Source organism: Arthrobacter sp. SPT-J7, assembly GCF_059089965.1.
This window is the reverse complement of record NZ_JBNHFF010000003.1, coordinates 198998-223828: the sequence shown is the minus strand read 5'-3', so window position 1 is coordinate 223828 and position 24831 is coordinate 198998. Positions and strand designations below refer to the sequence as shown.

General features: G+C 68.3%; 24 protein-coding genes. 23 read left to right on the top strand and 1 reads right to left on the bottom strand.

The genetic code is table 11. From position 1 onward, the window contains the following. Nucleotides 1–87: 87 nt before the first annotated feature. Both AC5RWX_RS06455 and AC5RWX_RS06450 read left to right on the top strand, forming a co-directional pair. Complete coding sequence (locus AC5RWX_RS06455; protein ID WP_494097066.1) at nt 88–699, top strand: GNAT family N-acetyltransferase; 612 nt, start codon at nt 88–90, stop codon at nt 697–699. A 42-nt stretch (nt 700–741) separates the two neighbouring features. Then, on the top strand, nt 742–2169 hold the full coding sequence (locus tag AC5RWX_RS06450; RefSeq protein ID WP_494097065.1) for a replication-associated recombination protein A: 1428 nt from the start codon (nt 742–744) through the stop codon (nt 2167–2169). Between the two features lie 61 nt (nt 2170–2230). On the opposite strand, the gene dtd is transcribed toward AC5RWX_RS06450, so the two are convergent. After that, the gene (dtd, locus tag AC5RWX_RS06445; RefSeq protein ID WP_493957670.1) at nt 2231–2683 is read right to left on the bottom strand and encodes a D-aminoacyl-tRNA deacylase; all 453 of its coding nucleotides are present in this window, start codon (nt 2681–2683) and stop codon (nt 2231–2233) included. A 217-nt stretch (nt 2684–2900) separates the two neighbouring features. On the opposite strand from dtd, the gene rpsD reads away from it, so the two are divergent. From rpsD to gmk, 21 genes are all read left to right on the top strand, one after another. Beyond that, on the top strand, nt 2901–3527 hold the full coding sequence (gene rpsD, locus AC5RWX_RS06440; RefSeq protein ID WP_493941709.1) for a 30S ribosomal protein S4: 627 nt from the start codon (nt 2901–2903) through the stop codon (nt 3525–3527). Between the two features lie 244 nt (nt 3528–3771). Beyond that, nucleotides 3772–4155, top strand: a complete 384-nt coding sequence (locus AC5RWX_RS06435) for a DUF948 domain-containing protein (protein ID WP_493941708.1) — start codon at nt 3772–3774, stop codon at nt 4153–4155. Between the two features lie 18 nt (nt 4156–4173). Next, entirely contained in the window at nt 4174–4407 is a 234-nt protein-coding gene (locus tag AC5RWX_RS06430; RefSeq protein WP_493941707.1) for a DUF6167 family protein, read from the top strand. Between the two features lie 74 nt (nt 4408–4481). Beyond that, complete coding sequence (alaS, locus tag AC5RWX_RS06425) at nt 4482–7160, top strand: alanine--tRNA ligase (protein ID WP_494097064.1); 2679 nt, start codon at nt 4482–4484, stop codon at nt 7158–7160. An 11-nt stretch (nt 7161–7171) separates the two neighbouring features. Next, on the top strand, nt 7172–7744 hold the full coding sequence (gene ruvX / locus AC5RWX_RS06420; protein ID WP_493941084.1) for a Holliday junction resolvase RuvX: 573 nt from the start codon (nt 7172–7174) through the stop codon (nt 7742–7744). After that, nucleotides 7741–9354, top strand: coding sequence for an endolytic transglycosylase MltG (gene mltG / locus AC5RWX_RS06415; protein WP_493957669.1), 1614 nt, complete (start codon nt 7741–7743; stop codon nt 9352–9354). Before ruvX ends, mltG begins: the two co-directional genes overlap by 4 nt. Before the next feature lie 74 nt (nt 9355–9428). After that, nucleotides 9429–10331, top strand: a complete 903-nt coding sequence (locus AC5RWX_RS06410) for a shikimate dehydrogenase (protein ID WP_493957747.1) — start codon at nt 9429–9431, stop codon at nt 10329–10331. A 32-nt stretch (nt 10332–10363) separates the two neighbouring features. Further along, nucleotides 10364–11563 (top strand): chorismate synthase, encoded by a 1200-nt coding sequence (gene aroC, locus AC5RWX_RS06405; protein WP_493957668.1) that lies wholly within the window; start codon nt 10364–10366, stop codon nt 11561–11563. Then, nucleotides 11563–12105, top strand: a complete 543-nt coding sequence (locus tag AC5RWX_RS06400; RefSeq protein ID WP_493941081.1) for a shikimate kinase — start codon at nt 11563–11565, stop codon at nt 12103–12105. Before aroC ends, AC5RWX_RS06400 begins: the two co-directional genes overlap by 1 nt. After that, the gene (gene aroB / locus AC5RWX_RS06395; RefSeq protein WP_493957667.1) at nt 12102–13196 is read left to right on the top strand and encodes a 3-dehydroquinate synthase; all 1095 of its coding nucleotides are present in this window, start codon (nt 12102–12104) and stop codon (nt 13194–13196) included. The genes AC5RWX_RS06400 and aroB overlap by 4 nt, the downstream gene beginning before the upstream one ends. Before the next feature lie 455 nt (nt 13197–13651). Continuing rightward, nucleotides 13652–14215 carry an elongation factor P gene (gene efp / locus AC5RWX_RS06390; protein WP_493941079.1) on the top strand — a complete coding sequence of 188 codons (564 nt, stop codon included), beginning with the start codon at nt 13652–13654 and terminating at the stop codon, nt 14213–14215. Continuing rightward, nucleotides 14215–14634, top strand: coding sequence for a transcription antitermination factor NusB (nusB, locus tag AC5RWX_RS06385; protein ID WP_493941078.1), 420 nt, complete (start codon nt 14215–14217; stop codon nt 14632–14634). The genes efp and nusB overlap by 1 nt, the downstream gene beginning before the upstream one ends. A 265-nt stretch (nt 14635–14899) precedes the next feature. After that, nucleotides 14900–15496, top strand: a complete 597-nt coding sequence (gene pyrR, locus AC5RWX_RS06380) for a bifunctional pyr operon transcriptional regulator/uracil phosphoribosyltransferase PyrR (protein WP_493941077.1) — start codon at nt 14900–14902, stop codon at nt 15494–15496. Further along, nucleotides 15493–16497 carry an aspartate carbamoyltransferase catalytic subunit gene (locus tag AC5RWX_RS06375; RefSeq protein ID WP_493941076.1) on the top strand — a complete coding sequence of 335 codons (1005 nt, stop codon included), beginning with the start codon at nt 15493–15495 and terminating at the stop codon, nt 16495–16497. The genes pyrR and AC5RWX_RS06375 overlap by 4 nt, the downstream gene beginning before the upstream one ends. Continuing rightward, nucleotides 16494–17825: a dihydroorotase gene (locus AC5RWX_RS06370; protein WP_493957666.1), complete on the top strand. Its 1332-nt coding sequence runs from the start codon at nt 16494–16496 to the stop codon at nt 17823–17825. The genes AC5RWX_RS06375 and AC5RWX_RS06370 overlap by 4 nt, the downstream gene beginning before the upstream one ends. Continuing rightward, nucleotides 17825–18325, top strand: coding sequence for a PH-like domain-containing protein (locus AC5RWX_RS06365; protein WP_493943170.1), 501 nt, complete (start codon nt 17825–17827; stop codon nt 18323–18325). Before AC5RWX_RS06370 ends, AC5RWX_RS06365 begins: the two co-directional genes overlap by 1 nt. Nucleotides 18326–18333: 8 nt before the next feature. Continuing rightward, complete coding sequence (gene carA, locus AC5RWX_RS06360) at nt 18334–19575, top strand: glutamine-hydrolyzing carbamoyl-phosphate synthase small subunit (protein ID WP_493957664.1); 1242 nt, start codon at nt 18334–18336, stop codon at nt 19573–19575. Beyond that, a complete protein-coding gene (carB, locus tag AC5RWX_RS06355) occupies nt 19575–22874 on the top strand; it encodes a carbamoyl-phosphate synthase large subunit (RefSeq protein ID WP_493957663.1) in 3300 nt (1099 codons plus the stop codon). The genes carA and carB overlap by 1 nt, the downstream gene beginning before the upstream one ends. Further along, nucleotides 22867–23739: an orotidine-5'-phosphate decarboxylase gene (gene pyrF / locus AC5RWX_RS06350; RefSeq protein WP_493957662.1), complete on the top strand. Its 873-nt coding sequence runs from the start codon at nt 22867–22869 to the stop codon at nt 23737–23739. Before carB ends, pyrF begins: the two co-directional genes overlap by 8 nt. A 185-nt stretch (nt 23740–23924) precedes the next feature. After that, nucleotides 23925–24242 carry an integration host factor, actinobacterial type gene (gene mihF / locus AC5RWX_RS06345; RefSeq protein WP_493941070.1) on the top strand — a complete coding sequence of 106 codons (318 nt, stop codon included), beginning with the start codon at nt 23925–23927 and terminating at the stop codon, nt 24240–24242. Between the two features lie 12 nt (nt 24243–24254). Further along, on the top strand, nt 24255–24827 hold the full coding sequence (gene gmk / locus AC5RWX_RS06340; RefSeq protein WP_493941069.1) for a guanylate kinase: 573 nt from the start codon (nt 24255–24257) through the stop codon (nt 24825–24827). Nucleotides 24828–24831 lie beyond the last annotated feature (4 nt).

Here is a 24831-nt window from a genome sequence, read left to right as displayed (position 1 = left end):
GCACCTCGCCGGCATCGCATCCGGAGATGGACGACGGCGGGCGCGCACCTCTTGTGGTGCGCGCCCGCCGTGTTGTCTGCTGGGGGCATGACCACGGACACCGGTGCGAACGTTTCAATTGTGCCTGCGCGTGAGGCCTCCTGGGCCGAACTGCAGACAGTGCTGGGTGTCCGCGGTGAGGCGGCCCGCTGTCAGTGCCAGTGGTTCCAGACTCCTGCCGCGCAATGGCGCGAGGAACACGTCGAGGAACGGGCCTTCCGGCTCCGGGCGGCGACCGCCTGTGGCGATCCGGCAGCCGATTCCACCAGCGGCTTGGTCGCCTACCTGGACGGCGAACCGGCCAATTGGTGCGCGGTGGAACCGAGGCCGGCCTACCGGCGCTTGCGGAACAGCCGCGTGGTGTGGGCCGGCCGGGAGGAGGATCCGGACGACGCCAGCATCTGGGCCGCGGTCTGCTTTGTCACCCGGGCAGGCTTCCGGCGCCGTGGCATCAGCCGGGCGCTGGCCGCAGCCGTGCCGGGCTGGGCGCAGGACAACGGTGCCCGCGCCGTCGAGGGGTATCCGCTGATCCTGAAGCCCGGGCAGGAGATGACCTGGGGCGAACTGTACGTGGGCAGCCACAGCATCTTCGCCGCGGCCGGGTTCCGTGAAGTCAGCCGCCCGACCGTGCGCCGGGCCGTGATGCGGATCGACTTCTGAGCCGAGGCAGTGCTGCGCCGCGGAACGGATAGCCTTGACGGTGTGAGTGACTTGTTCAGTGCAGCGGCAGGCGACGACGAAGACTACGACGGCGAGGGCGACGGCCAAGGCCACGGAGCAGCGTCCGGCGACGACGGATCCACGCGTCCGCGCAGCCCGTTGGCGGTCCGGATGCGGCCCCGCACGCTCGATGACGTGGTGGGGCAGCAGCACCTGCTCCAGCCCGGTTCGCCGCTGCGATTGCTGGCGGCCGGCGGCGCGGCCACCGGGCCGGCGGGACCGTCGTCGGTGATGCTCTGGGGGCCGCCCGGCACCGGCAAGACCACGCTGGCGCATGTGATTGCCCGCGGCCCGGGCCGCAAGTTCGTGGAGCTCTCCGCGATCACCGCCGGCGTCAAGGACGTGCGCCGCCTGATGGACGAGGCGCTGACCGCCCGCGACCTGCACCGCACCACCACGGTGCTGTTCCTGGACGAAATCCACCGTTTCAATAAGGCGCAGCAGGATGCGCTGCTGCCGGGCGTCGAAAACCGCTGGGTGGTGCTGGTCGCCGCCACCACGGAAAACCCGTCGTTCTCGGTTGTCTCGCCGCTGCTGTCCCGTTCGCTGCTGCTGACCCTGAAACCGCTGACCGCCGACGACATCGAGCAACTGCTGGTGCGCGCGGTCCAGGACGAGCGCGGGCTGGCCGGCCGCGTGCAGCTGAGCGACGAGGCGCTGGAACACCTGGTCCGGCTAGCCGCCGGCGACGCCCGCCGCGGCCTGACCGCGCTGGAGGCCGCCGCCGGGGTGGCCTGGGGCGAGTCCGGCGGGGAAGGCGAAGACGGCGCCCCGGTCCGGGTGGAACTCAGCCACGCCGAACGTGCCATGGACCGTGCCGCACTGCGCTATGACCGTGCCGGTGACCAGCACTACGACATCACCAGTGCCTTCATCAAGTCCATGCGCGGCTCCGACGTGGACGCCGCGCTGCACTACATGGCGCGGATGCTGGAGGCGGGGGAGGACCCGCGCTTCGTGGCGCGCCGGATCATGGTCCACGCCTCCGAAGACGTGGGCATGGCCGACCCCACGGCGTTGCAGACCGCCGTCGCCGCCGCCCAGGCCGTGCAATTGATCGGCATGCCGGAAGCCCGGCTGGTGCTGGCCCAGGCCGTGGTTCACATCGCCACCGCACCGAAGTCGCCGGCCTGCCACGACGCGATCAACGCCGCCGTAGCGGACGTCCGGGCCGGGCGCGGCCAAGGGGTCCCCGTCCACCTGCGCGACTCCCACTACGCGGGGGCCAAGGGGATGGGCCACGGCAAGGGCTACGTGTATTCGCACAACGCCCCGCACGGGATCGCCACCCAGCAGTACGCGCCGGACGACCTGGTGGGCCGGAACTACTACGAGCCCACCACGAACGGCGCCGAGCGGGAAATTTCGGCGCGGGTGGACCGGCTGCGCAAGATCATCCGCGGATCATAACGACGGCGGCGGGGGGGTGCGACTTCCGACGACGGCGCCGTTTTTCCGCAGGCATGCCGTTTCAGCCGCGGCGCGGTTTGGCGAACTCTTCGGTATCCAAGCTGATGGTGAACGGACCGGAGTTAACCAGTTCCACCTCCATCATGGCGCCGAAGACCCCGGTCTCCACCCGGGCGCCCAAGCCGCGCAGGGCCGCGACGAAGTGTTCCAGCAGCGGTTCACTGACCTCGCCGGGTGCGGCCGCAGACCAGGACGGCCGCCGGCCGCGCCGGGTGTCGGCGTACAGCGTGAACTGGCTGACCACCAGCAGCGGAGCGCCGGCATCGGCGCAGGAGAGCTCGCCGTCCAGGATGCGCAGCCGCCAGATCTTCTCCGCCAGCAGCTCGGCGTCTTCCGCGGTGTCGGAATGGGTGGCGCCCACCAGGACCAGCAGGCCGGGGCCGGACAGGGCACCCACCACGGTGCCGTCGACGCTGACACTGGCGCGGCTGGCGCGCTGGAGAATGGCTCGCATCCAGCCAGCCTAGACGTGGCAGGCCGGCCCACCAGCTGATGCTAGAATGGTTGGCTGACTGGCAAGCCGTTCTTGCGCCGTCGATCCCTCAAGCAGTTCAGCGAAGGGGAGAGGCGTGTGCCCGGGACGGACTGTAGCTGAAGGTAGCGGTTGACCAACGCTCTCCGGGACTTGGAGGCCAGCAAACCATTGCACCGCACATAACTGGAAGGACATCGTGGCTAACAACACACGAGCCCGCCGCAAGGTCCGCATTTCGCGTGCCCTTGGCATTGCCCTGACGCCCAAGGCTGAGAAGTACATGGAGCGTCGTCCGTACGGCCCCGGCCAGCACGGACGCGCCCGCCGCAAGCAGGACAGTGACTACGCCGTTCGTCTGCGCGAGAAGCAGCGTCTGCGTGCCCAGTACGGCATCCGCGAAGCACAGATGACCCGTGTCTTCGAGGAAGCCCGCAACACCGCCGGTCTGACCGGTGAAAACCTGATCGAGCTGCTGGAAATGCGTCTCGACGCCCTGGTGCTGCGTGCCGGCTTCGCCCGCACCATCGCCCAGGCCCGCCAGCTCGTGGTGCACCGCCACATCATGGTCAACGGCAAGCGCGTGGACCGCCCGTCCTTCCGCGTTTCCGAGGGCCAGCTGATCCACGTGCACGAGCGCTCCGAAAAGATGCCCCCGTTCCAGGTGGCAGCTGCCGGCGCTCACCGCGACGTGCTCCCCAACGTTCCGCCGTACCTCGATGTCGCTCTGGAAAAGCTGCAGGCCCGCCTGGTCCGCCGCCCCAAGCGCTCCGAGGTTCCGGTGACCTGCGAAGAGCAGCTGGTGGTCGAATACTACGCTCGCTAAATAAGTAGTTCCGGGGCCTGAACACTCCGGAACCACCCTGCGAGATGCCGGCTCCGTGCACGGGGCGGCGCAGAACAGCCCGCGGCATCGGCCGCGGGCTGTTCAGTAGGTAAGGTGTTGAGAGCGGCGGGACGACGCCTGCACAAGGTGCGCCCCGCCGTCGTTAGCCGGACCCCTGCAGCAGAAGCCAAGCTGCGCGCGGACCGGAGTACGCAGTCAACCAACAAGAGGAGCGTTTGACCCTATGTCAGGTGGAGATATCGCCGGTCTGATCGCCGCGGGCGTGTTCGCGGTGCTGGTGGCCCTGCTGGCCATCCCGGTGTGGAAGCTCGGCAAAGTGTTCGATGAACTGCGCCAGGCCATCCGCGAGCTCAGCGACGGCACCACCCCGTTGATTGGCGAAGTGACCACCACCGTCAGCACCACCAACGAACAGTTGAAGAAGGTCGACGGCATCTCCAACAACGTGTCGGACGCGTCGGCCAACGTGTCCGCCCTGACCTCGCTGCTCTCCGCCACCCTTGGCTCGCCGCTGATCAAGGTGGCAGCCTTCTCCTACGGCGTGCGCAGCGCCTTCAACACCGCCGGCAAGGGCGCGCCCGAGGGCAAGCGCCGCCGCGGCCGCTAACCCGCGAGAGGAACCGACATGAAGCGAATGATCTGGATGGCCGCAGGAGTGGCAATCGGTGTGCTCGCGGTCCGCAAGCTCTCCCAGACGCGCGAAGCGCTGGGACCGGTTGGACTGAACCGCGCCCTGGGCCAGGTGGCCGATTCGGTGGCCAACTTTGCCGACGCGGTCCGGGACGGCATGGCCGAACGCGAAACCGATCTGCGTCTGGCCCTGGGCATCGATTCCGCCGACGACGTCCGCACGCGCTAAATTTTTACGGCAGCTCAAGCCACGCCCCGGCCCGCACCGGCCCTTTGTACCCTGGAAGGTAAGACACAGGCACCATGAAATCCCACGAGATTGTCCGCCGCTGGCTCGACTTCTTCGAGAAAAAGGGCCACGCCGTGGTCCCTTCGGCGTCCTTGGTGTCGCCGGATCCGTCGCTGCTGTTCACCGTGGCGGGCATGGTGCCGTTCATCCCTTATCTGACCGCCCGCGAGACGCCGCCGTACCCGCGCGCCACCAGCGTGCAGAAGTGCATCCGTACCGCTGACATCGAAGAGGTCGGCAAGACGGTCCGGCACGGCACGTTCTTCCAGATGTGCGGCAACTTCTCCTTCGGCGACTACTTCAAGGAGCAGGCCATCGCCATGGCCTGGGAACTGCTGACCAGCCCGGTGGAGCAGGGCGGCTACGGCCTGCCGCCGGAGAAGCTCTGGATCACCGTCTACGAAGAGGACGAGGAAGCCCTCGCCATCTGGCGCGACCAGGTGGGTGTCCCGGCCGACCGGATCCAGAAGTCCGGCAAGAAGGACAACTACTGGTCCACCGGCCAGCCCGGCCCCGCCGGCCCGTGCTCCGAAATCTTCTACGACCGCGGCCCGGAGTACGGGATCGAAGGCGGCCCGATCGCCGACGAGACCCGCTACATCGAAATCTGGAACCTGGTCTTCATGCAGTACCAGCGCGGCGCCGGCATTGGCAAGGAAGACTTCGAAATCCTGGGCGAACTGCCGCAGAAGAACATCGACACCGGCCTGGGCATGGAACGCCTCGCAATGATCCTGCAGGGCGTGGAGAACATGTACGAGACGGACCAGGTCCGCCCCGTGCTGGACAAGGCCGCGGAGATTTCCGGCAAGGAATACACCAGTGCCGAGTCCGACGACGATCCGCACCACACGGACGATGTGCGGCTGCGCGTGGTCGCCGACCATATCCGCTCCGCGCTGATGCTGATCTCCGATGGCGTGACTCCCTCCAACGAGGGCCGCGGCTATGTGCTGCGCCGCTTGATCCGCCGTGCCGTGCGCGCCATGCGCCTGCTCGGCGTGGAAAAGGCCTGCCTGCCTGACCTGCTGCCGGTCTCGCGTGACGCCATGAAGGGCACCTACCCGGCGGTGGCGGACGACTTTGAGCGGATCAGCCGTATTGCCTATGCCGAAGAGAAGGCCTTCCTGCGCACGATTGCCTCCGGCACCGCCCGGCTGGAAGAGGCCGTGAAGGAATCGAAGGCCGCGTCGAAGCCGATTTCCGGCGAGGACGCCTTCGCCCTGCACGACACCTACGGCTTCCCGATTGACCTCACCTTGGAAATGGCCGAAGAAGCGGGCCTGCAGGTGGACGAAGCCGGCTTCCGCACGCTGATGGCCGAGCAGCGCCAGCGTGCCCAGGCCGATGCCCGCGGCAAGAAGATGGGCCACGCCGACGTGACCGTCTTCCGCGAGATGCTGGCCGAGGGCGAGACCGTTTTCACCGGCTATGACGAACTGAACACCGAATCCACCGTGCGCGGCATCGTCCGCGGCGGAGAAGTGCGCGGTTTCGCCGGCCAGGGCGAGGAAATCGAGCTGGTGCTCGACGCGACCCCCTTCTACGCCGAGGCCGGCGGCCAGGCCGCCGACGTCGGACTGATCACTGGTGACGGGTTCGTCGTCGAGGTGCTGGACGTGCAGAAGCCGGTCAAGGGCCTGAGCGTGCACAAGGCCGTGGTCCGCGAAGGCGAACTGCCCGCCGGCGCCACGGTGCAGGCCGCAGTGGACGCGCAGCGCCGCCATGCCGGCGAGCAGGCGCACTCCGGGACGCACATCATCCATGCGGCCCTGCACCAGATCCTGGGCCCGGAGGCGCTGCAGCGCGGCTCCTTCAACAAGGCCGGCTACCTCCGCTTCGACTTCTCCTGGGGCGAGGGCCTCTCCGACGCCGCCAAGTCGGAGGTCGAAGAGGTTTCGAACCTGGCCATCCGCAACAACTTCGAGGTGCAGACCCGCGTCATGCCGCTGGCCCAGGCCCGCGAGCTGGGCGCGATGGCGCTCTTCGGCGAAGCCTACGGGGACACCGTGCGCGTGGTGGAGATCGACGGCGCCTGGTCCCGCGAACTCTGCGGCGGCACCCACGTGGAGGCCACCTCGCAGATCGGTTCGCTGACGCTGCTGGGGGAGGCCTCGGTGGGCTCCGGCAACCGGCGGGTGGAGGCGTTTGTGGGCATGGAAGCCTTCCGCCACATGGCCGCCGAGCGCGCGCTGGTGACCGAGCTGTCCGAAATGCTCAAGGTCCCCGGCGCCCAGCTTCCCGAGCGGATTGCCGCCACCCTGGCCAAGCTCAAGTCGGTGGAGAAGGAACTGGACAAGCTGCGCAAGGAACAGCTGGCAGCCTCCGCTGCCTCGCTGGTCTCCCAGGCCCAGGACGTGGCAGGCATCCGTCTGCTGGCGCACAACGTCGGCGACCTTAACGGTGCCGATGACCTGCGCAACCTGGCCCTGGACCTGCGGACCCGGTTGGGCTCCGAGCCGGTCACCGTGGCGATGACAGGTGTGGCCAACGGCCGGCCGCTGATCTTGGTCGCGACCAATGAGGCAGCCCGCGCCGCCGGTGTGAAGGCCGGTGCGCTGGTCAAGACCGCTGCCGGCGTGCTGGGTGGCGGCGGCGGCGGCAAGGACGACGTTGCCCAGGGCGGCGGGACCGACGCGGCCAAGATCGACGAGGCACTGGCCGCGGTGACTGCCGCGGTCGCGAACCGCTAGGGGCCCGCAGCGTGTCTCCTACCGGTTATCCGCGCGGCACCAAACTCGGTGTCGACGTCGGTACGGTGCGCGTGGGCGTGGCCAGTTGCGATCCGGACGGGATCCTGGCCACGCCGGTACGCACCCTCAAGCGCGACGCCAAGAAGGACAGCGACATCAGGGTGCTGGTGCGCGAGGCCGCCGAACGCGGCACCGTCCAGGTGTTCGTCGGGCTTCCGCGCACGCTGTCCGGCGGCGACTCGGCGTCCACCGAGATGGCCCGCAGCTATGCCCGGAAGCTGGCCGCAGCGCTGGCAGCCGCCGGGTCCGAGGCCAGCGTCAGCCTGATTGATGAACGCCTGACCACTGTCTCGGCGCACCGTGGACTGCGAGATGCTGGCATGGATACGCGTCAACATCGTAGAGTAGTTGATCAGGTAGCTGCAGTAGGTATCCTGCAGCAGGCCATTGACATGCAACGGGCCCAAGGACAGGACGTGGGGACACCTGTCGCACCACCCGCCGGCAGACCAGCGCCGGATGCCAGCCATGAGGAGCCGACGATTACGCACGGACATGATCGAAGCGGGGACCCGGGAACGTGACCAAGCACCCCGACGACTGGACCAATCTGCCTTCCCGGCGTTCCGCGCACGGACGCCAGTCAGCCGATCCGCGCTTTGACGACACCGTTCCGCCCTACTGGGACGACGACGCGGTACCCGAATGGGAAGAGCCACCACCCGCCGACGAGGCCTGGTCCGACCCGGCCAGCCAACCGGCGGCGCCCGAGCCCGCCGACGCACCAGCAGCGGAGGACCCGGCTGCCGGCTGGACCGACCCGGAGCCGGCCACCGAAATCCACCATCACGTGCAAGCCCTCGGTGGGCACCGCCGTCGTCCTCAGCCGGAGGCCCAACCCGAGGCGGACTACGCCGCGGTTTCCTCGGCAGACGAGCCAGAATATGCTCCGGTCTCCGCGGAACGCGGCTGGGAAACCGCCGACGCCGAGCAGGGCTACGCGGACGGCCAGAGCTACGCGGACGGTCAGGGCTACGCGGACGACGGCCAGATCTACCACGACGGTCGGCTGGACTTTTTCGAGGAAGCACCTCCCGCAGGCCCGAAGCGCCCGGTCCGCACCAAGAAGCGCGCCCGGCGCCGGCGCAACACCATCATGCTGGTGGTCTTCGCGGTCTTCGCCGCGGGCCTGGTCGGCGTGGTGCTGTTCCTGCAGAACCTTTTGGGCATGGGCGGCGGTCCCGAGGACTATGCCGGCCCCGGCGAGGGACAGGTGACCTTCACGGTCGAACAGGGCGCCGGTCCGCTGATGATCGCCGGCGCGCTGGTGGAGCAAGACATCATCTCCAACAGCGAGATTTTCATGGGCGAGTTGGCCAAGCAGGCCGACGGCCGCGAGGTGCAGCCTGGCCAGTACCAGATGAAGCATAAGATGCCGGCCGCGGCTGCCGCCGCCGTCCTGTTGGAGGACGTGGGGGAGAAGGTCTCCTACACCGCCATCAACCGCACGTTGCGCCAGGAAGAGGTCTTCGAGGTCCTCAGCAAAGGCACGCAAATTCCTGCTTCCGAGTTCGCCGAACTGGCCAAGAACCCGCAGCAGTTCGGGTTGCCGAAAGAAGCACGCAACCTGGACGGCTACCTCTTCCCGGGTGAGTACCGCTGGCCGCTGGGAACCAGTGCCAAGGACATCCTCACGGAACTGGTAGGCCGCACCGTAGACCGGCTGACCAAAGACGGGATTTCCGATCCGCAGGAGCAGTTCCGGGTGCTCACCATTGCCAGCATCATCGAGGCCGAGGCGGGCGAGGCCGACTATCGCACCGTTGCCGGCGCAATCCAGAACCGGCTGAAGCCGGACAACACCGAAACGAACGGCCTGATCCAGTCCGACGCCACGGTGACCTACGGCCTGGGCCGGAAGGGTTACGACATCACGCCTGAGGAAAAGGCGGACAAGTCGAACCCCTACAACACCTACGCGCACACCGGACTGCCCGCGGGACCAATCAACTCACCCGGCGGACCGGCCATCGACGCAGCCGCCAACCCGGCCGACGTGCCTTACTACTACTGGGTGACGGTCAATCTGGACACCGGCGAGACGAAGTTCGCCAAGACGCTGGAACAGCACAACGCCTTCACCAAGGAATACCAGCACTGGTGCAGCACGCAGAAAGAAGGCCGGTGCAGTTGATCGCCGGTCCTGCCGAGGGTCTGGCAGCCGGCGACGGAGTGGCAACCGGTGACGGCGTGTCAACCGGCGACGGCGTGGCAGCCGACGGCGTACCTGCCGGCGCGTTGCCGGCTGCGCACCAGTACCAGGCCGCCGTGCTCGGGCATCCGATCGGCCACTCGCGGTCGCCCGCGCTGCACCGGGCCGCCTATGAGCTGATTGGCTTCGACTGCAGCTACCGGGCCATCGACGTCACCGCGGACGACGTTCCGCAGTTCGTCCGGACCCTGCGCGCCGAGCCGGGGTGGGCGGGGCTGTCGGTGACCATGCCGCTGAAGGCGGCGATGGTCGGCCAGGTGGACAGCACCAGCCCGCTGGTGGATTTGCTGGGCGTGCTCAACACCGTGGTTCCCGAGTACGACGGCGAGGGGCGGGTGACGCTGTCCGGTCACAATACCGACGTGGCGGGCATCGTCGGCGCGCTGCGCCACGGTGGTGCCCGTGTGGGCCGGCCGGCAGTCATTCTGGGTGGCGGCGGCACCGCTGCCGCTGCTGCGGCCGCGCTGGCCGAGCTGAAACCCTCCGGCGTGACCCTGTGCCTGCGGGACCCGGCCAAGGCGGCCAATGTGCAGGCGATTGCCGAGCACCTGGGACTCCCGCTCCAGATAGCCGGCTGGGACCACGCAGCCGCCGCGGTGCAGCAGGCCGGCATCGTGGTCTGCACGCTCCCACCGCACTCTGCGGACCCCTTGGCTGCACGGTTGGCGGGCCAGGCAGCGGACCGCAGCGGTAACGTGCTGCTTGATGTTGCCTATGATCCGTGGCCCAGCGAGCTGGCGGCCGCCTGGCGGGCCCAGGGCGGCTCGGTGGTGCACGGCTTGGAAATGCTCATTTACCAGGCGGTCGAGCAGGTGCGCTTGTTCGCCGGTGACCGCTTCACCAACACCGCCGATGTCATAAATGTGATGTGTGACGCGGTGGGTGCACCGCGGCGCTGAACAGCCCGCTGAGGCATGGCAGTATTGAATCCATGTTGCGTTGGTTAACCGCCGGTGAATCCCATGGTCCGGCCCTGGTAGGAATTATCGAAGGCGTCCCCGCCGGCGTCGAACTGACCGCAGCGGAGGTCCAGGATGCGCTGGCGCGGCGGCGCTTGGGCTATGGCCGCGGCGCCCGGATGAAATTCGAACAGGACAAGGTCACCCTGGTGGGCGGCGTCCGCCACGGCCTGACGCAGGGCGGCCCGGTAGCCATCGAAGTAGCCAACACCGAATGGCCCAAGTGGGAAACCGTCATGTCAGCCGACCCGGTCGATCCTGCACTGTTGGAGGATCTGGCCCGCAACGCCCCGCTCACCCGGCCGCGGCCCGGCCACGCAGACTTCACCGGCATGCAGAAGTACGGCTTCCATGAAGCCCGTCCGGTGCTGGAGCGCGCCAGTGCCCGCGAGACAGCTGCACGGGTAGCCCTGGGAACGGTAGCCGCGAAGTTCCTCTCCGCCTTGGGGATTCGGTTGGTCAGCCACACCACCGCGGTCGGCGGGGTTTCGGTTCCCGAAGGCAGCCCGCTTCCCCTGCCGGACGACGTCCTGGCCCTGGACGAAGATCCGTTGCGCTGCTTTGACGCCGGGACCTCCCGGGCCATGGTGCAGGAAGTGGATCAGGCGCACAAGGAAGGTGAAACCCTGGGCGGCGTGGTTGAGGTGCTGGCCTACGGGCTGCCGCCGGGACTGGGCAGCTACGTGCATTGGGACCGCCGGCTGGACGCGCGCCTGGCCGCCGCGCTGATGGGCATTCAGGCGATCAAGGGCGTGGAGGTCGGGGACGGTTTCCTCACCGCGGCCCGCCGCGGCTCCGCTGCCCATGACGAAATCGTCCGCGACGAGAACGGCACCATTGTGCGTGCCAGCAACCGTGCCGGCGGCATCGAAGGCGGCATGAGCATCGGCGAGACGCTGCGCGTCCGCGCGGCCATGAAGCCGATTGCCACGGTGCCCCGTGCGCTGGCCACCATCGACGTCAGCACCGGCGAGCCGGCCAAAGCCCACCACCAGCGTTCGGATGTTTGCGCCGTGCCGGCCTCCGGCGTCGTCGCCGAGGCCATGGTGGCGCTGGTGCTGGCCCAGGCCGTCACCGAGAAGTTCGGCGGCGACTCCGTGGCCGAGACGGCACGCAACCTGCGGTCCTATCTGGCGGCCATTCCGGAGTCGCTGGATTCGATCGGCCACTAGTGGCAGCCGGGGAACCGTTGCGGCTGCGGCGCCACTTGGTGCTGATTGGTCCCATGGCGTCGGGCAAGTCGACGCTGGGCAGCCAGTTTGCCAGCCGGCACGGCCTGGCTTTCGCGGACAGCGACAAGCGGCTGGTCGAACGGCACGGTCCGATTCCCGCGATCTTCACCTCCATGGGCGAGCATGCCTTCCGCGAACTCGAAGCCCGCGAGGTAGCGGCGCTGCTGGGAGAAGGCAAACCGCCCGCCGTGGTCTCGCTGGGCGGCGGCGCCATCCTGGATACCGGCACGCAGCAGTTGCTGGCCAACTGCACCGTGGTCTTCCTGGACATCGATGTGGACACGGTGCGTCCGCGCATCATCAAGGACACCGGCAGGCCGCTGCTCGCCGGCGATCCCGTGGGCCGGTGGACCGAAACCCTCCGGCAGCGTCGGCCGGTATACGAGCGCCTGGCCGACGTGGTGCTGGACACCCGCGGCAAAAGCCAGCAGCAGTTGCTGGCCGAACTGAGACAACTGCTTGAGGAAAGGCACGAACCGTGAGCAACACCGAGGCAACCGTCATCCCCGTCACCGGGAACACACCCCAGGAGGCGTACGACGTCGTCGTCGGCCATGCGCTGCTGGGCCGGCTGCCGCAGGTGCTGGGGGAGCGGGTCCGCAAGGTGCTGGTGATCCATCCGCGGGCGCTGCGTGCCACCGGCGACGCCGTGCGCGAGGACCTGGCCTCGAACGGGATGGAAGCGCTGACCGCCGAGATCCCGGACGCCGAGGAGGGCAAACACATCCAGGTGGCTTCGTTCTGCTGGGAAGTGCTGGGCAAGAACGACTTCACCCGCTCGGACGCCATTGTGGCGGTGGGCGGCGGGGCGGTCACCGACGTGGCCGGCTTCGTGGCCGCAACCTGGCTGCGCGGCGTCAAGGTGGTGCACATCCCCACCAGCCTGCTGGGCATGGTGGATGCCGCAGTGGGCGGCAAGACCGGGATCAACACCGCCGAGGGCAAGAACCTGGTGGGCGCGTTCCATCCGCCGGCCGCCGTCCTGGCCGACCTGGACGCGCTGCAGACGCTGCCGCCCAACGAACTGATCACCGGCATGGCCGAAGCGGTCAAGTGCGGCTTCATCGCCGATCCCGCCATTCTGGACCTGATCGAGGCCGACCCGAAGGCTGCCAGCACCGCCGGTACCGCCCAGTTGCGGGAGATTATCGAGCGTGCCATCCGGGTCAAGGCCGAAGTGGTTTCCGCCGACCTGCGCGAATCGGGCCGCCGCGAATTCCTCAATTACGGGCACACGCTCGGCCACGCGATCGAGCTGGCCGAGCGCTACCAGATGCGCCACGGGGCGGCCGTTTCGATCGGACTGGCCTTTGCCGCCGAGCTGTCCCGGATGGTGGGCCGGCTGGACGACGCCACCGCCGACCGGCACCAGGCAATCCTGACGTCCCTCGGGCTTCCGGTCAGCTACCGCCGCGACCGCTGGGCCGCGCTGCTGGACGGAATGAAGCGGGACAAGAAGGCCCGCGGCGACCTGCTGCGCTTCGTGGTGCTGGACGGACTGGCCAAGCCCGGCATCCTGGACGTCCCGGACACCTCACTGTTGTTCGCCGCCTACCAGGAAATCGCCGAGTAGCCCCGGCGCCGAGTAGCACAGCTGCCGAGTAGCACTGGCCGCCTTCGTAGGGAGTAGCGCTTCGGCTCCCAGGACACGAGGGCGGGGTTTAGCTGCGAGTGCTGGGGTTATGGCCCCTGCCCTCGCAGGCATACCCTGCCCTCGCAGGCAAACCCTGCCCTGAAGGATAGGCTTTGCCGCCGCGCCCCGCCGCCGCACCACCCCGCACCCGATCATCTCCGGGTGCACCCAATGTCCTGCACCCAGCGGCCTCGGCCGGGGAGACCACCCGGTAACGCACCGGCATCAGGTGGCCGACCACTCGGGCCACGCACCCGCATCGGTGGGTCCGGCCACCTGAAACATGCGCTGCTTCGGGCGGGCAACGCACCAGCAGGTAGAATGTCTGCTGGACTTCGCTCCGGGCCGGGCGGACCTTCCGCCGGCGGCCCGCCATCATCAACGAAAGTGAAACTGTGGCCACAACCAACGACATCAAGAACGGCACCGTGCTGAAAATGGACGGCCAGCTTTGGAACGTCATTGAGTTCCAGCACGTGAAGCCGGGCAAGGGCGGCGCGTTCGTGCGCACCAAGATCAAGAATGTCGTCAGCGGCAAGATCCAGGACAAGACGTTCAACGCCGGCCTGAAGATTGAAACCGCCACGGTGGACCGCCGCGATTACACCTACCTGTACAAGGACGGCGACGACTTCGTCTTCATGGACGTGCAGGACTACGACCAGGTCACCGTTCCCGGTCCGGTCGTCGGCGAGGACGAGAACTTCCTGCTGGAAAACATCAAGGTCAACATCGCCATGCACGACGGCATCCCGCTCTACATCGAGCTGCCGGCCTCCGTGGTCATGGAGATCACCTACACCGAGCCCGGGCTGCAGGGCGACCGCTCCACCGGCGGCACCAAGCCCGCCACCGTGGAGACCGGCTACCAGATCCAGGTCCCGCTGTTCCTGGAGACCGGCACCAAGGTCAAGGTCGACACCCGCACCGGCGACTACCTGGGACGAGTCAACGACTAGTGAGTGCCCCTACTTCAGCCCGCGGCAAGGCCCGCCGCAGGGCCGTCGATGTCCTTTTTGAAGCCGAACAGCGCGGCGTGAGCGCAGCCGAGGCGCTGGCCGGCCGGGGCAAGACGGACCAGGTGATCAATCCCTACACCGCGCAGATCGTGGAGGGCGTTGCCGCCCTGCAGCCCACCATCGACGAGTTCCTGGCCACCTACGCCCAGGGCTGGACGTTGGACCGGATGCCCGCGGTGGACCGCATCATCCTGCGCGTCGGCTCGTGGGAACTGCTCTACAACGACGACGTGCCCGACGGCGTTGCGGTGAGCGAAGCGGTGGAACTGGCCAAGACGCTGTCAACCGACGAGTCGCCGTCCTTCGTCAACGGCCTGTTGGGCCGGCTGCAGCAGCTCAAGCCCACCCTGCTGGCCTGAGCCGCCGGTTCAGCCACCGTCCCGCGTACGACGGCGGGTGCCCACTTTGCGGGGCACCCGCCGTTGTCGTCTGCCGGTCCAGCCGGTTCGTTTTCCCCGCAGCCGCCACAGCCGGCCCGCCGTCCGGTGAGCTTGCCCACATCGGCCACGGATCGCCGTCGTGCAGCCGTCATGAAGCAGGCCGGCGGGGCCGGCCGTGGTAATTTTGAGGGCGCAAGCAACCTTTAAATTCCGTCCAGTGAGGCGGGGAAGGAGGCGGCAAAAGATGAACACGGGCTCACCGGCGCAACAGCCGGCATCGTCGCGAGTTGTACTTGCCGAAGCGGACATCAACCGCGCATTGACCCGCATCGCCCACGAGATCCTCGAGGCGAACAAAGGGTCCCAAGATCTGGTCCTGTTGGGCATCCCGCGCCGCGGTTATCCACTGGCCCGCCGGCTGGCCGCCAAAATCGCGGCCGCCGATCCTTCCGTCGCTGCCGAAGACATCATCGGCCAGTTGGACGTGACCATGTTCCGCGACGACCTCCGCCGCCACCCCACGCGCACCCCGCTGCCGACCCAGCTGCCGGCAGCCGGCATCGACGACAAGGTCGTGGTGCTGGTGGACGACGTGCTCTACTCCGGCCGCACCATCCGCGCGGCCCTGGACGCCCTGGTGGACCTGGGCCGGCCGCGGATCGTCCGGCTGGCCGTCCTGGTGGACCGAGGGCACCGCGAGCTCCCGATCCGGGCCGACCACGTCGGCAAGAACCTGCCCACCTCCTCGGTGGAGAAGGTCCGGGTCCGGCTGGCCGAAATTGATACGAACAACGGCAGCCCGGCCGCTGACGAGGTAGTGATCGAGGACTTCAGCGCATGAAACACCTGCTGTCCACCGCCGACCTGGCCAAGCCGGACGCGGTGCAGATCCTGGATACTGCCGAGGAAATGTCCGCCGTATCGCTGCGCGAGGTCAAGAAACTGCCCGTGCTGCGCGGCCGCACCGTGGTCAACCTCTTCTTCGAGGACTCCACCCGCACCCGCATCTCCTTTGAGGCCGCCGCCAAGCGGCTCTCGGCCGACGTGATCAATTTCGCCGCCAAGGGATCCTCGGTGTCCAAGGGCGAATCGCTCAAGGACACCGCGCAAACCCTGGAAGCGATGGGCGCCGACGCCGTCGTGATCCGGCACTGGGCCTCCGGCGCGCCGGCGCGGCTGGCCGCTTCAGGCTGGATTGACGCCACCGTGGTCAACGCCGGCGACGGCACCCACGAGCACCCCACCCAGGCGCTGCTGGACGCGTTCACGCTGCGGCGCACCTGGGCCAAGCTCAACGGCACCGGCTCAACCGGCACGGACCTGGCCGGCATGAAGGTGGCCATTGTGGGGGACATCCTGCACTCCCGGGTGGCGCGCTCCAACCTCTGGCTGCTGCGTACGCTGGGCGCCGAGGTCACCATGGTGGCGCCGCCGACGCTGCTGCCGGTGGGCAGCCGCGAGTGGCCGTGCACCATCAGCTACGACCTGGACGCCACGTTGGCGGCCGGCACGGACGCCGTGATGATGCTGCGTGTCCAGGGCGAGCGGATGAACGCCGCCTACTTCCCGTCCACGCAGGAGTACTCCAGCCGCTGGGGCTTCAACGACCTCCGGCTGGCAGCGCTGGACGCTTCCGGCCGCGACGGCACCATCATCATGCACCCCGGCCCGATGAACCGCGGGCTGGAAATCTCCTCGGCCGCAGCCGATTCGCCGCGATCCACCGTGCTGGACCAGGTCCGCAACGGCGTGGCCGTACGGATGGCCGCCCTCTACCTTCTGCTTTCCGGCGGCACCGAGTCCGCCGCTCCCGCACCGACCGCCGCCCAGGAGGCCAAGTGACCGCGTCCAAGACCGAGACCAGCTATCTGATCCGCGGGGCCTCGCTAACCGGCGGGGACCGGGCCGACCTGCTGGTTCGCGACGGGAAGATCGCCGAGGTCGGCAGCGCGCTCAGCGCGGCAGGCGCCGTCGTGGTTGACGCCGACGGGCTGATTGCGCTGCCCGGCATGGTGGACCTGCACACCCACCTGCGCGAGCCGGGGCGCGAGGACGCGGAAACGGTGGAAACCGGCACCCGTGCCGCAGCCCTGGGTGGCTTCACCGCGGTGCATGCGATGGCGAATTCGTCGCCGGTGGCCGATACGGCCGGCGTGGTCGAACAGGTGTACACGCTGGGCCGCACCGCCGGCTGGGCCGACGTCCGCCCGGTGGGCGCGGTGACCGTTGGCCTGGCCGGCGAACGGCTGGCCGAACTGGGCGCGATGGCCGATTCCCGCGCCCGCGTCCGGGTGTTCTCCGACGACGGCATCTGCGTCTCGGATCCGGTGCTGATGCGCCGCGCGCTGGAGTACGTCAAGGCGTTCGACGGCGTGATCGCCCAGCACGCGCAGGAGCCGCGGTTGACCGACGGCGCGCAGATGAACGAAGGCACCGTTTCGGCGGTGCTGGGCATGACTGGCTGGCCGGCCGTGGCCGAGGAAAGCATCATCGCCCGCGACGTGCTGCTGGCCCAGCACGTAGACTCGCGGCTGCACGTCTGCCACGTCTCGACGGCCGGATCGGTGGAGATCATCCGCTGGGCCAAGGCCCGCGGCATCAAGGTCACCGCCGAGGTCACGCCGCACCACCTCTGGCTGACGGACGAACTGGTCCGCAGCTACGACCCGGTCTACAAGGTCAACCCGCCGCTGCGCACCGACGAGGACGTGCAGGCGCTGCGCGCCGGCCTGGCCGACGGCACGATCGACGTGATCGGCACCGACCACGCCCCGCACCCCTCCGAGGCGAAGGAATGCGAGTGGGCGCAGGCGGCGATGGGCATGACTGGCCTGGAAACCGCGCTGTCCGTGGTGCAGCACACCATGATCGAATCCGGGCTGATCGGCTGGGCCGACTTCGCCCGGATCACCTCCGCCATGCCGGCGCGGATCGGCCGGTTGGCCGGCCAGGGTCAGCCGTTGGCAGCCGGAGTGGCGGCCAACATCACGCTGGTGGACCCCGCGGCCCGCTGGACGGTAGAACCGTCGGCCATGGCCACCAAGGGCCGGAACTCGCCGTTTGCCGGCCGGAAACTGCCCGGCCGCGTGGTGGCCACGTTCCTCAACGGACACCCCACCGTGCTGGACGGCGCCCTGAACACGCCCGCCCGCCCGGCAGAGGAGGGCTGATGGGCCAGATCCAAGCCGGCCTGGTGATGCTGGCCGTCGCCGTCGTGCTGATTGTGCTGGTGGCGGTGGGCTGGCGGAACCGGCTCAAGCGCCAGCAGGACATCGCGCCGCTGCCGCAGATCCCGGCGGACACCGCCAACCCCACCGGCTACTACGAAGGCATGTACGTGGTCACCACCACGGCGGGGGACTGGCTGGACCGGGTGGCCGTCCACGGCCTGGGCATCCGGACCAAGGCCTCGCTGCGGACCTATCCGCACGGTGTGCTGATCGAGCGGCCCGGCGCCACCGACCTCTACATTCCGGCTGCAACCATTTCCGGTGTCCGCACCGAGAGCGGCATGGTGGGCAAGTTCGTGGAATCCGAAGGGCTCGCCGTGATCACGTGGAAACTGGGGGAGCGCGACGTCGACACCGCCTTCCGCACCCGGCAGGCCGCCGATAAACAACCGCTGCTGGCGCAGCTGCAGACATACCTACCCGCCGTACAGGAAGACTAGGAAACATCGTGAGCGCAGAAACAACCTCCGCAACCGCACCGGCGCTGCTGGTGCTCGAAGACGGCCGGACCTTCCGCGGCCGCAGCTACGGTGCCCGGGGAACCACACTGGGCGAAGCGGTCTTCGCCACCGGCATGACCGGCTACCAGGAGACCCTCACCGATCCGTCCTACGCCCGCCAGCTGGTGGTGCAGACCGCACCGCACATCGGCAACACCGGGGTGAACGACGACGACGCGGAATCGCGCAAAATCTGGGTGGCCGGCTACGTGGTCCGCGATCCAGCCCGCCGCGCTTCCAACTGGCGCTCCGAGCGCAGCCTGGACGACGAACTGGTCAACCAGGGCATCGTGGGCATCCAGGGCGTGGACACCCGCGCGCTGACCCGCCACCTGCGCGAGCGCGGCGCGATGAAGGCCGGCATCTTCTCCGGCGACGCCGCAAGCCGCCCCGCCGCTGACCTGGTGGCCGAGGTCGCCGCGCAGCCGTCGATGGAAGGCTCCCGGCTCGCCGAAGAGGTCAGCGTCACCGAAGCCTACGTCGTCGAACCGGCAGAGCATGGCTGGGAGGGCGAGCCCCGCTTTACCGTCGCCGCCCTGGACCTGGGCATCAAGGCCATGACTCCGGTCCGGTTTGCCGAGCGCGGGATCCGGGTGCACGTGCTGCCCGCCACCGCCACCTTCGAGGACGTCCAGGCTGTCTCACCCGACGGCATGTTCATGTCCAACGGACCGGGCGACCCGGCCACCGCCGACCGCCAGGTGCTGCTGCTGCGCAAGGTGCTCGACGCCGGCCTGCCGTTCTTCGGCATCTGCTTCGGCAACCAGATCCTGGGCCGTGCGCTGGGCTTCGGCACCTACAAACTGCGCTACGGCCACCGCGGCATCAACGTGCCGGTGATGGACCGGCGCACCGGCAAGGTGGAGATCACCTCGCAGAACCACGGGTTCGCCGTCGACGCCCCGCTGGGCGGGCCGACACTGGCCCCGGAAGAGCGCTTCGGGCGGGTGGAGGTTAGCCACGTCTGCCTGAACGACGACGTCGTCGAGGGCCTGTCCTGCCTGGACATCCCCGCCTTTTCCGTCCAGTTCCACCCGGAAGCGGCCGCCGGGCCGCACGACGCGGCCACCCTGTTCGACCGCTTCACCGACCTGATGGATTCCCGCCGCAACCAGGCCGGGACCGCTTCCCCGACGGCTTCCCAGCCCGCTACCGAGACGACTTCCGAGACCACGAAGGACAGCAAGTAATGCCCAAGAGAGAAGATCTGAAATCCGTCCTGGTCATCGGTTCCGGTCCGATCGTGATCGGCCAGGCGGCCGAATTCGACTATTCCGGCACCCAGGCGCTGCGTGTGCTGAAGGAGGAGGGCCTGCGGGTCATCCTGGTCAACTCCAACCCGGCCACCATCATGACGGACCCGGAGTTCGCCGACGCCACGTATGTTGAGCCGATCACGCCCGAGGTGGTCGAAAAGATCATCGCCAAGGAGCGCCCGGACGCCCTGCTGCCCACGCTGGGCGGACAGACCGCTTTGAACACCGCGATCGCGCTGGACAAGAACGGTGTGCTGGAGAAGTACAACGTGGAGTTGATCGGCGCGAACATCGAGGCCATCGAGCTCGGTGAAGACCGGGAGAAGTTCAAGGGCGTCGTCGAACGCTGTGGCGCCGAATCCGCCAAGTCGGTGATCGTTCACTCGATGGACGAAGCTTTCGCCGCCGCCGAGGAACTGGGCTACCCCATGGTGGTGCGCCCGTCCTTCACCATGGGCGGCCTGGGCTCGGGCATGGCCTATAACGCGGAGGACCTGCGCCGGATCGCCGGAGCCGGCATCCAGTACAGCCCCACCAGCGAGGTGCTGCTCGAAGAGAGCATCCTGGGCTGGAAGGAATACGAGCTCGAGATGATGCGCGACAAGAACGACAACGTCGTGGTCGTGTGCTCGATTGAGAACTTCGACCCGGTGGGCGTGCACACCGGCGACTCGATCACGGTGGCGCCTGCCATGACGCTGACCGACCGCGAGTTCCAGAAGCTGCGCGACATCTCCATCGCGGTGATCCGCGAAGTGGGCGTCGACACCGGCGGCTGCAACATCCAGTTCGCCATCGAACCGGACACCGGCCGTGTTGTGGTGATCGAAATGAACCCGCGCGTCTCCAGGTCCTCCGCGCTGGCGTCCAAGGCCACCGGCTTTGCCATCGCGAAGATCGCCACCAAGCTCTCGCTCGGCTACACGCTGGACGAGATTCCCAACGACATCACGCAGCAGACCCCGGCGGCCTTCGAACCGACGCTGGACTACGTCGTCGTCAAGGTTCCGCGTTTTGCCTTCGAGAAGTTCCCGGCCGCCGACCCGACACTGACCACCACCATGAAGTCCGTGGGCGAGGCCATGGCGATCGGCCGCAACTTCACCGAAGCGCTGCAGAAGGCGCTGCGGTCGCTGGAGCAGAAGGGCGCCCAACTGGAGTTCGCCCCGGTCAACGACTTCGACGTCCCGGACCTGCTGGCCAAGGCGAAGTTCGGCTCCACCGAGCGGCTTTCGCTGGTGCAGCGGGCGCTGCTGGGCGGCGCGACCATCGAGCAGGTCTTCGAGGCCACCGCGATCGATCCGTGGTTCCTGGACCAGCTGCAGCTGATCAACGAAGTGGCCACCGAGATCCGCAAGGCCCCGGCGCTGACCGAGGACATTCTGCGGCTGGCCAAGCGGCACGGCTTCTCCGACCAGCAGATCGGCAAGCTGACCAATACCTCCGAGGCAGTGGTCCGCGGCGTGCGGCACGCGCTGGGCATTCGCCCGGTGTTCAAGACGGTGGACACCTGCGCCGCGGAATTCGCCGCCTACACCCCGTACCACTACTCGTCCTACGACGAGGAGGACGAGGTTGAGCTGCACGCCAAGCCGTCGGTGATCATCCTCGGCTCCGGACCGAACCGGATTGGCCAGGGCATCGAGTTCGACTACTCCTGCGTCCACGCCACCATGGCGCTGCGCAAGGCCGGGCACGAAACGGTGATGATCAACTGCAACCCGGAGACCGTCTCCACCGACTACGACATCTCCAACCGGCTGTACTTCGAGCCGCTCACGCTGGAGGACGTGCTGGAGGTCATCGCGGCCGAGGAACGCACCGGCGGCGTGCTGGGCGTGTTCGTGCAGCTGGGCGGCCAGACGCCGCTGAAGCTGGCGCAGGCGCTGGCCGACGCCGGCATCCCGATCCTCGGCACCTCGCCGGAGGCGATCGACCTGGCCGAACACCGCGGCGCGTTCCAGCGCGTGCTGGATTCGGCCGGCCTGATCGCGCCGAAGAACGGCACCGCCGTCTCCTTCGACGAGGCCAAGAAGATCGCCGACGAAATCGGCTACCCGGTGCTGGTCCGCCCGTCCTACGTGCTCGGCGGCCGCGGCATGGAGATCGTCTACGACGAGGCCAACCTCTCCCGCTACATTGCCAACGCCACCGAGATCACGCCGGACCACCCGGTGCTGGTGGACCGCTTCCTGGAAGACGCCATCGAGATCGACGTCGACGCGCTCTACGACGGCAAGGACCTTTACGTCGGCGGCATCATGGAGCACATCGAGGAGGCCGGGATCCACTCCGGCGACTCGGCCTGCGTGCTGCCGCCGATCACGCTGGGCGCCGAGGTGCTGGAACGGGTGCGCAACGCCACCGCCGCTATCGCCGAGGGGGTCGGCGTGCGCGGCCTGATCAACATCCAGTTCGCGCTGGCCGCCGATGTGCTCTACGTGATCGAAGCCAACCCGCGTGCCTCCCGCACCGTTCCGTTCGTCTCCAAGGCCACCGGCGTGCAGCTGGCCAAGGCCGCGGCACTAATCGGCACCGGCGTCAGCATCGGCATGCTGCGCAGCGTCCACAAGCTGCTGCCGGAATCTGGCGACGGTTCCCGGCTGCCGCTGGACGCTCCGGTGGCGGTCAAGGAGGCAGTGCTGCCGTTCAGCCGGTTCCGCACCCCCGAAGGCACCGTGGTGGATTCGCTGCTCGGCCCGGAAATGCGCTCCACCGGCGAGGTGATGGGCATCGACAAGTACTTCGACACCGCCTTTGCCAAGAGCCAGGCCGCGGCCGGCAGCGCGCTGCCGACGTCCGGCAAGGTGTTTGTCTCGGTGGCAAACCGGGACAAGCGCTCCATCATCATGCCGGTGAAGTTGCTGGTGGATCTGGGCTTCGAGATCCTCTCCACCGGCGGCACGGCGGAAGTGCTGCGCCGCAACGGCATCCAGTCCACCACGGTACGGAAGGTCGCCGAGGGGCGTTCCGACGACGGCGAAGGCACCATCGTTGACCTGATTACCGAAGGCCACATTGGACTGGTCCTCAACACCCCCTCCGGCGGGCAGGCCCGCGGCGACGGTTACGAGATCCGTGCGGCGGCCACCTCGGTGGGCACGCCGATCATCACCACGGTGTCCGAGTTCGGTGCCGCCATTCAGGCCATCGAAGCGATGCGGCAATACGAGTGGGACGTGACCAGCCTGCAGGAGCACGCCGAAAACCTGAAGGCCGCCTTCCATGCCTGAGCCTGACGCCCGGCCGCTGCCCAGCTTCGGGCAGCGGCTGCGGGCGACGATGGCGGCCCGCGGGCCGCTGTGTGTGGGGATCGACCCGCACCCGTCGCTGCTCTCCGCCTGGGGCCTGAACGACGACGCCGGAGGGCTGGAACGCTTCTCCCTCACCGTGTTGGACGCGGTGGGGGAGCAGGCTGCCGCCCTCAAGCCGCAGGTGGCGTTGTACGAGCGGCACGGTTCTGCCGGGATGGCCGTGCTGGAGAAGCTGCTGGCGGCCTCTGCCGAGGCCGGAGTGCTGACCATCGCCGACGCCAAGCGGGGCGACATCGGCTCCACCATGGCGGCCTACGCCGACGCCTGGCTGCGCGACGGTTCGCCGCTGGCTGCCGACGCGGTGACCCTGAGCCCGTACCTTGGTTACGGATCGCTGCGGCCCGCGCTGGACCTCGCGGCGGCGACCGGCCGCGGCGTGTTCGTGCTGGCGCTGACCTCCAACCCGGAAGGCGCCACCGTGCAGCACGTGGGCGGTGCCGAGTCGGTGGCACACCGGATTGCGGAAGCCGCTGCGGCCGACAATGCGGCGGCCGGACTCGACGGCGACTTGGGCTCGGTCGGCCTGGTGGTCGGAGCGACGGTCCGCGCCGACGTCCTGGAACGGCTGGGACTCGACCTGGCTGCTGTCAACGGACCGCTGCTGGCGCCGGGCCTGGGCGCCCAGGGCGCGACCGGAGCCGACATTGCGGAAGCCTTCGGCCCCGCCGTCGGGAATGTGCTGGCGACCTCCAGCAGGGACATCCTTAAAGCCGGTCCGGACAACGCCGCCCTGCGCCAGGCGACCGAACGCACCCTGGCCGGCCTGTCAGCCTTGTCCGGCTGATCAGCCGGCCTCCGCTCCGGCCCCGGCCCGCTTGGGCAACCAGGCTCCGCTCCGGCCCCGGCCCGCTGGCAGATGGCCTCCGCTCCGGCCTCGAGCCGGAGCGGTGCGGTTCTGGTAAGTTCGATTCATGCCCAAGGTGCCCGCCGGGCCCGCTTGTCCTACGGGCCGAATAGTCTGGAGGAGCTGTGGGTCTTCGACCGCTGACGGAGAGCGAGCGCACGGCCGCGCGGCTGAAGGCGACGGCAGCCCGGGCTGAACGCGCGGAAATCAAGGCCAAGGTGAAATCCGGAGCCATGACCATCGCCGAGGTGATCGACGCCGCCGGGTCGATGGAGTCCATCGGCCGGCTGCGGGTCGCCGAGCTGCTCGAGTCGTTGCCAGGAATCGGAGAGGTGCGCGCCGCCGCCATTATGGAGACGGTCGGCATCGCGCGCAGCCGCCGGCTGCGCGGCCTCGGCGTCCACCAGCGGCGTGCCTTGATTAACCACTTGGAATCCCAGTAACAGATGGAAGATATGTCCGACAAACCCCGCCTGACCGTTCTCGCCGGCCCCACCGCCGTCGGCAAGGGCACCGTTTCCACCTATATCCGCGACCATTACCCCGAGGTCTGGCTCTCCGTCTCCGCCACCACCCGTGAACCGCGCCCCGGTGAACAGGACGGTGTCCACTACTTTTTCGTCGGTCCCGACGAGTTCGACCGGCTGGTCGCTACCGGGGACATGCTGGAGTGGGCCGTGGTGCACGGGCGGAACCGCTACGGCACGCTGCGCCGCACGGTGGAGCGCGCCATGGCAGATGGCAAGTCGGTTCTGCTGGAGATCGATCTGCAGGGTGCCCGGCAGGTCAAGGAGTCCATGCCGGAAGCCACGTTCGTGTTCCTGGCCCCGCCCAGCTGGGACGAAATGGTCCGCCGGCTGGTGGGCCGCGGCACCGAAACGGCCGAGGAACAGCAGCAACGGCTGGAAACCGCTAAACTAGAACTTGCTGCCGAACCCGAGTTCGATTTCACCGTCGTTAATGACGATGTCCAACGGGCGGCAGACGAGCTCGTTTCACTGATGGGTCTTCTTCCGCACCCGCGCTAAGCAG

Coding starts and splice junctions, on each gene's coding strand:
- AC5RWX_RS06455 (WP_494097066.1), top strand. CDS start 88: ATGACCACGGACACCGGTGCGAACGTTTCAATTGTGCCTGCGCGTGAG.
- dtd (WP_493957670.1), bottom strand. CDS start 2,683: ATGCGAGCCATTCTCCAGCGCGCCAGCCGCGCCAGTGTCAGCGTCGAC.
- AC5RWX_RS06435 (WP_493941708.1), top strand. CDS start 3,772: ATGTCAGGTGGAGATATCGCCGGTCTGATCGCCGCGGGCGTGTTCGCG.
- AC5RWX_RS06430 (WP_493941707.1), top strand. CDS start 4,174: ATGAAGCGAATGATCTGGATGGCCGCAGGAGTGGCAATCGGTGTGCTC.
- alaS (WP_494097064.1), top strand. CDS start 4,482: ATGAAATCCCACGAGATTGTCCGCCGCTGGCTCGACTTCTTCGAGAAA.
- aroC (WP_493957668.1), top strand. CDS start 10,364: ATGTTGCGTTGGTTAACCGCCGGTGAATCCCATGGTCCGGCCCTGGTA.
- pyrR (WP_493941077.1), top strand. CDS start 14,900: ATGAACACGGGCTCACCGGCGCAACAGCCGGCATCGTCGCGAGTTGTA.
- AC5RWX_RS06375 (WP_493941076.1), top strand. CDS start 15,493: ATGAAACACCTGCTGTCCACCGCCGACCTGGCCAAGCCGGACGCGGTG.
- AC5RWX_RS06365 (WP_493943170.1), top strand. CDS start 17,825: ATGGGCCAGATCCAAGCCGGCCTGGTGATGCTGGCCGTCGCCGTCGTG.
- carB (WP_493957663.1), top strand. CDS start 19,575: ATGCCCAAGAGAGAAGATCTGAAATCCGTCCTGGTCATCGGTTCCGGT.
- pyrF (WP_493957662.1), top strand. CDS start 22,867: ATGCCTGAGCCTGACGCCCGGCCGCTGCCCAGCTTCGGGCAGCGGCTG.
- gmk (WP_493941069.1), top strand. CDS start 24,255: ATGTCCGACAAACCCCGCCTGACCGTTCTCGCCGGCCCCACCGCCGTC.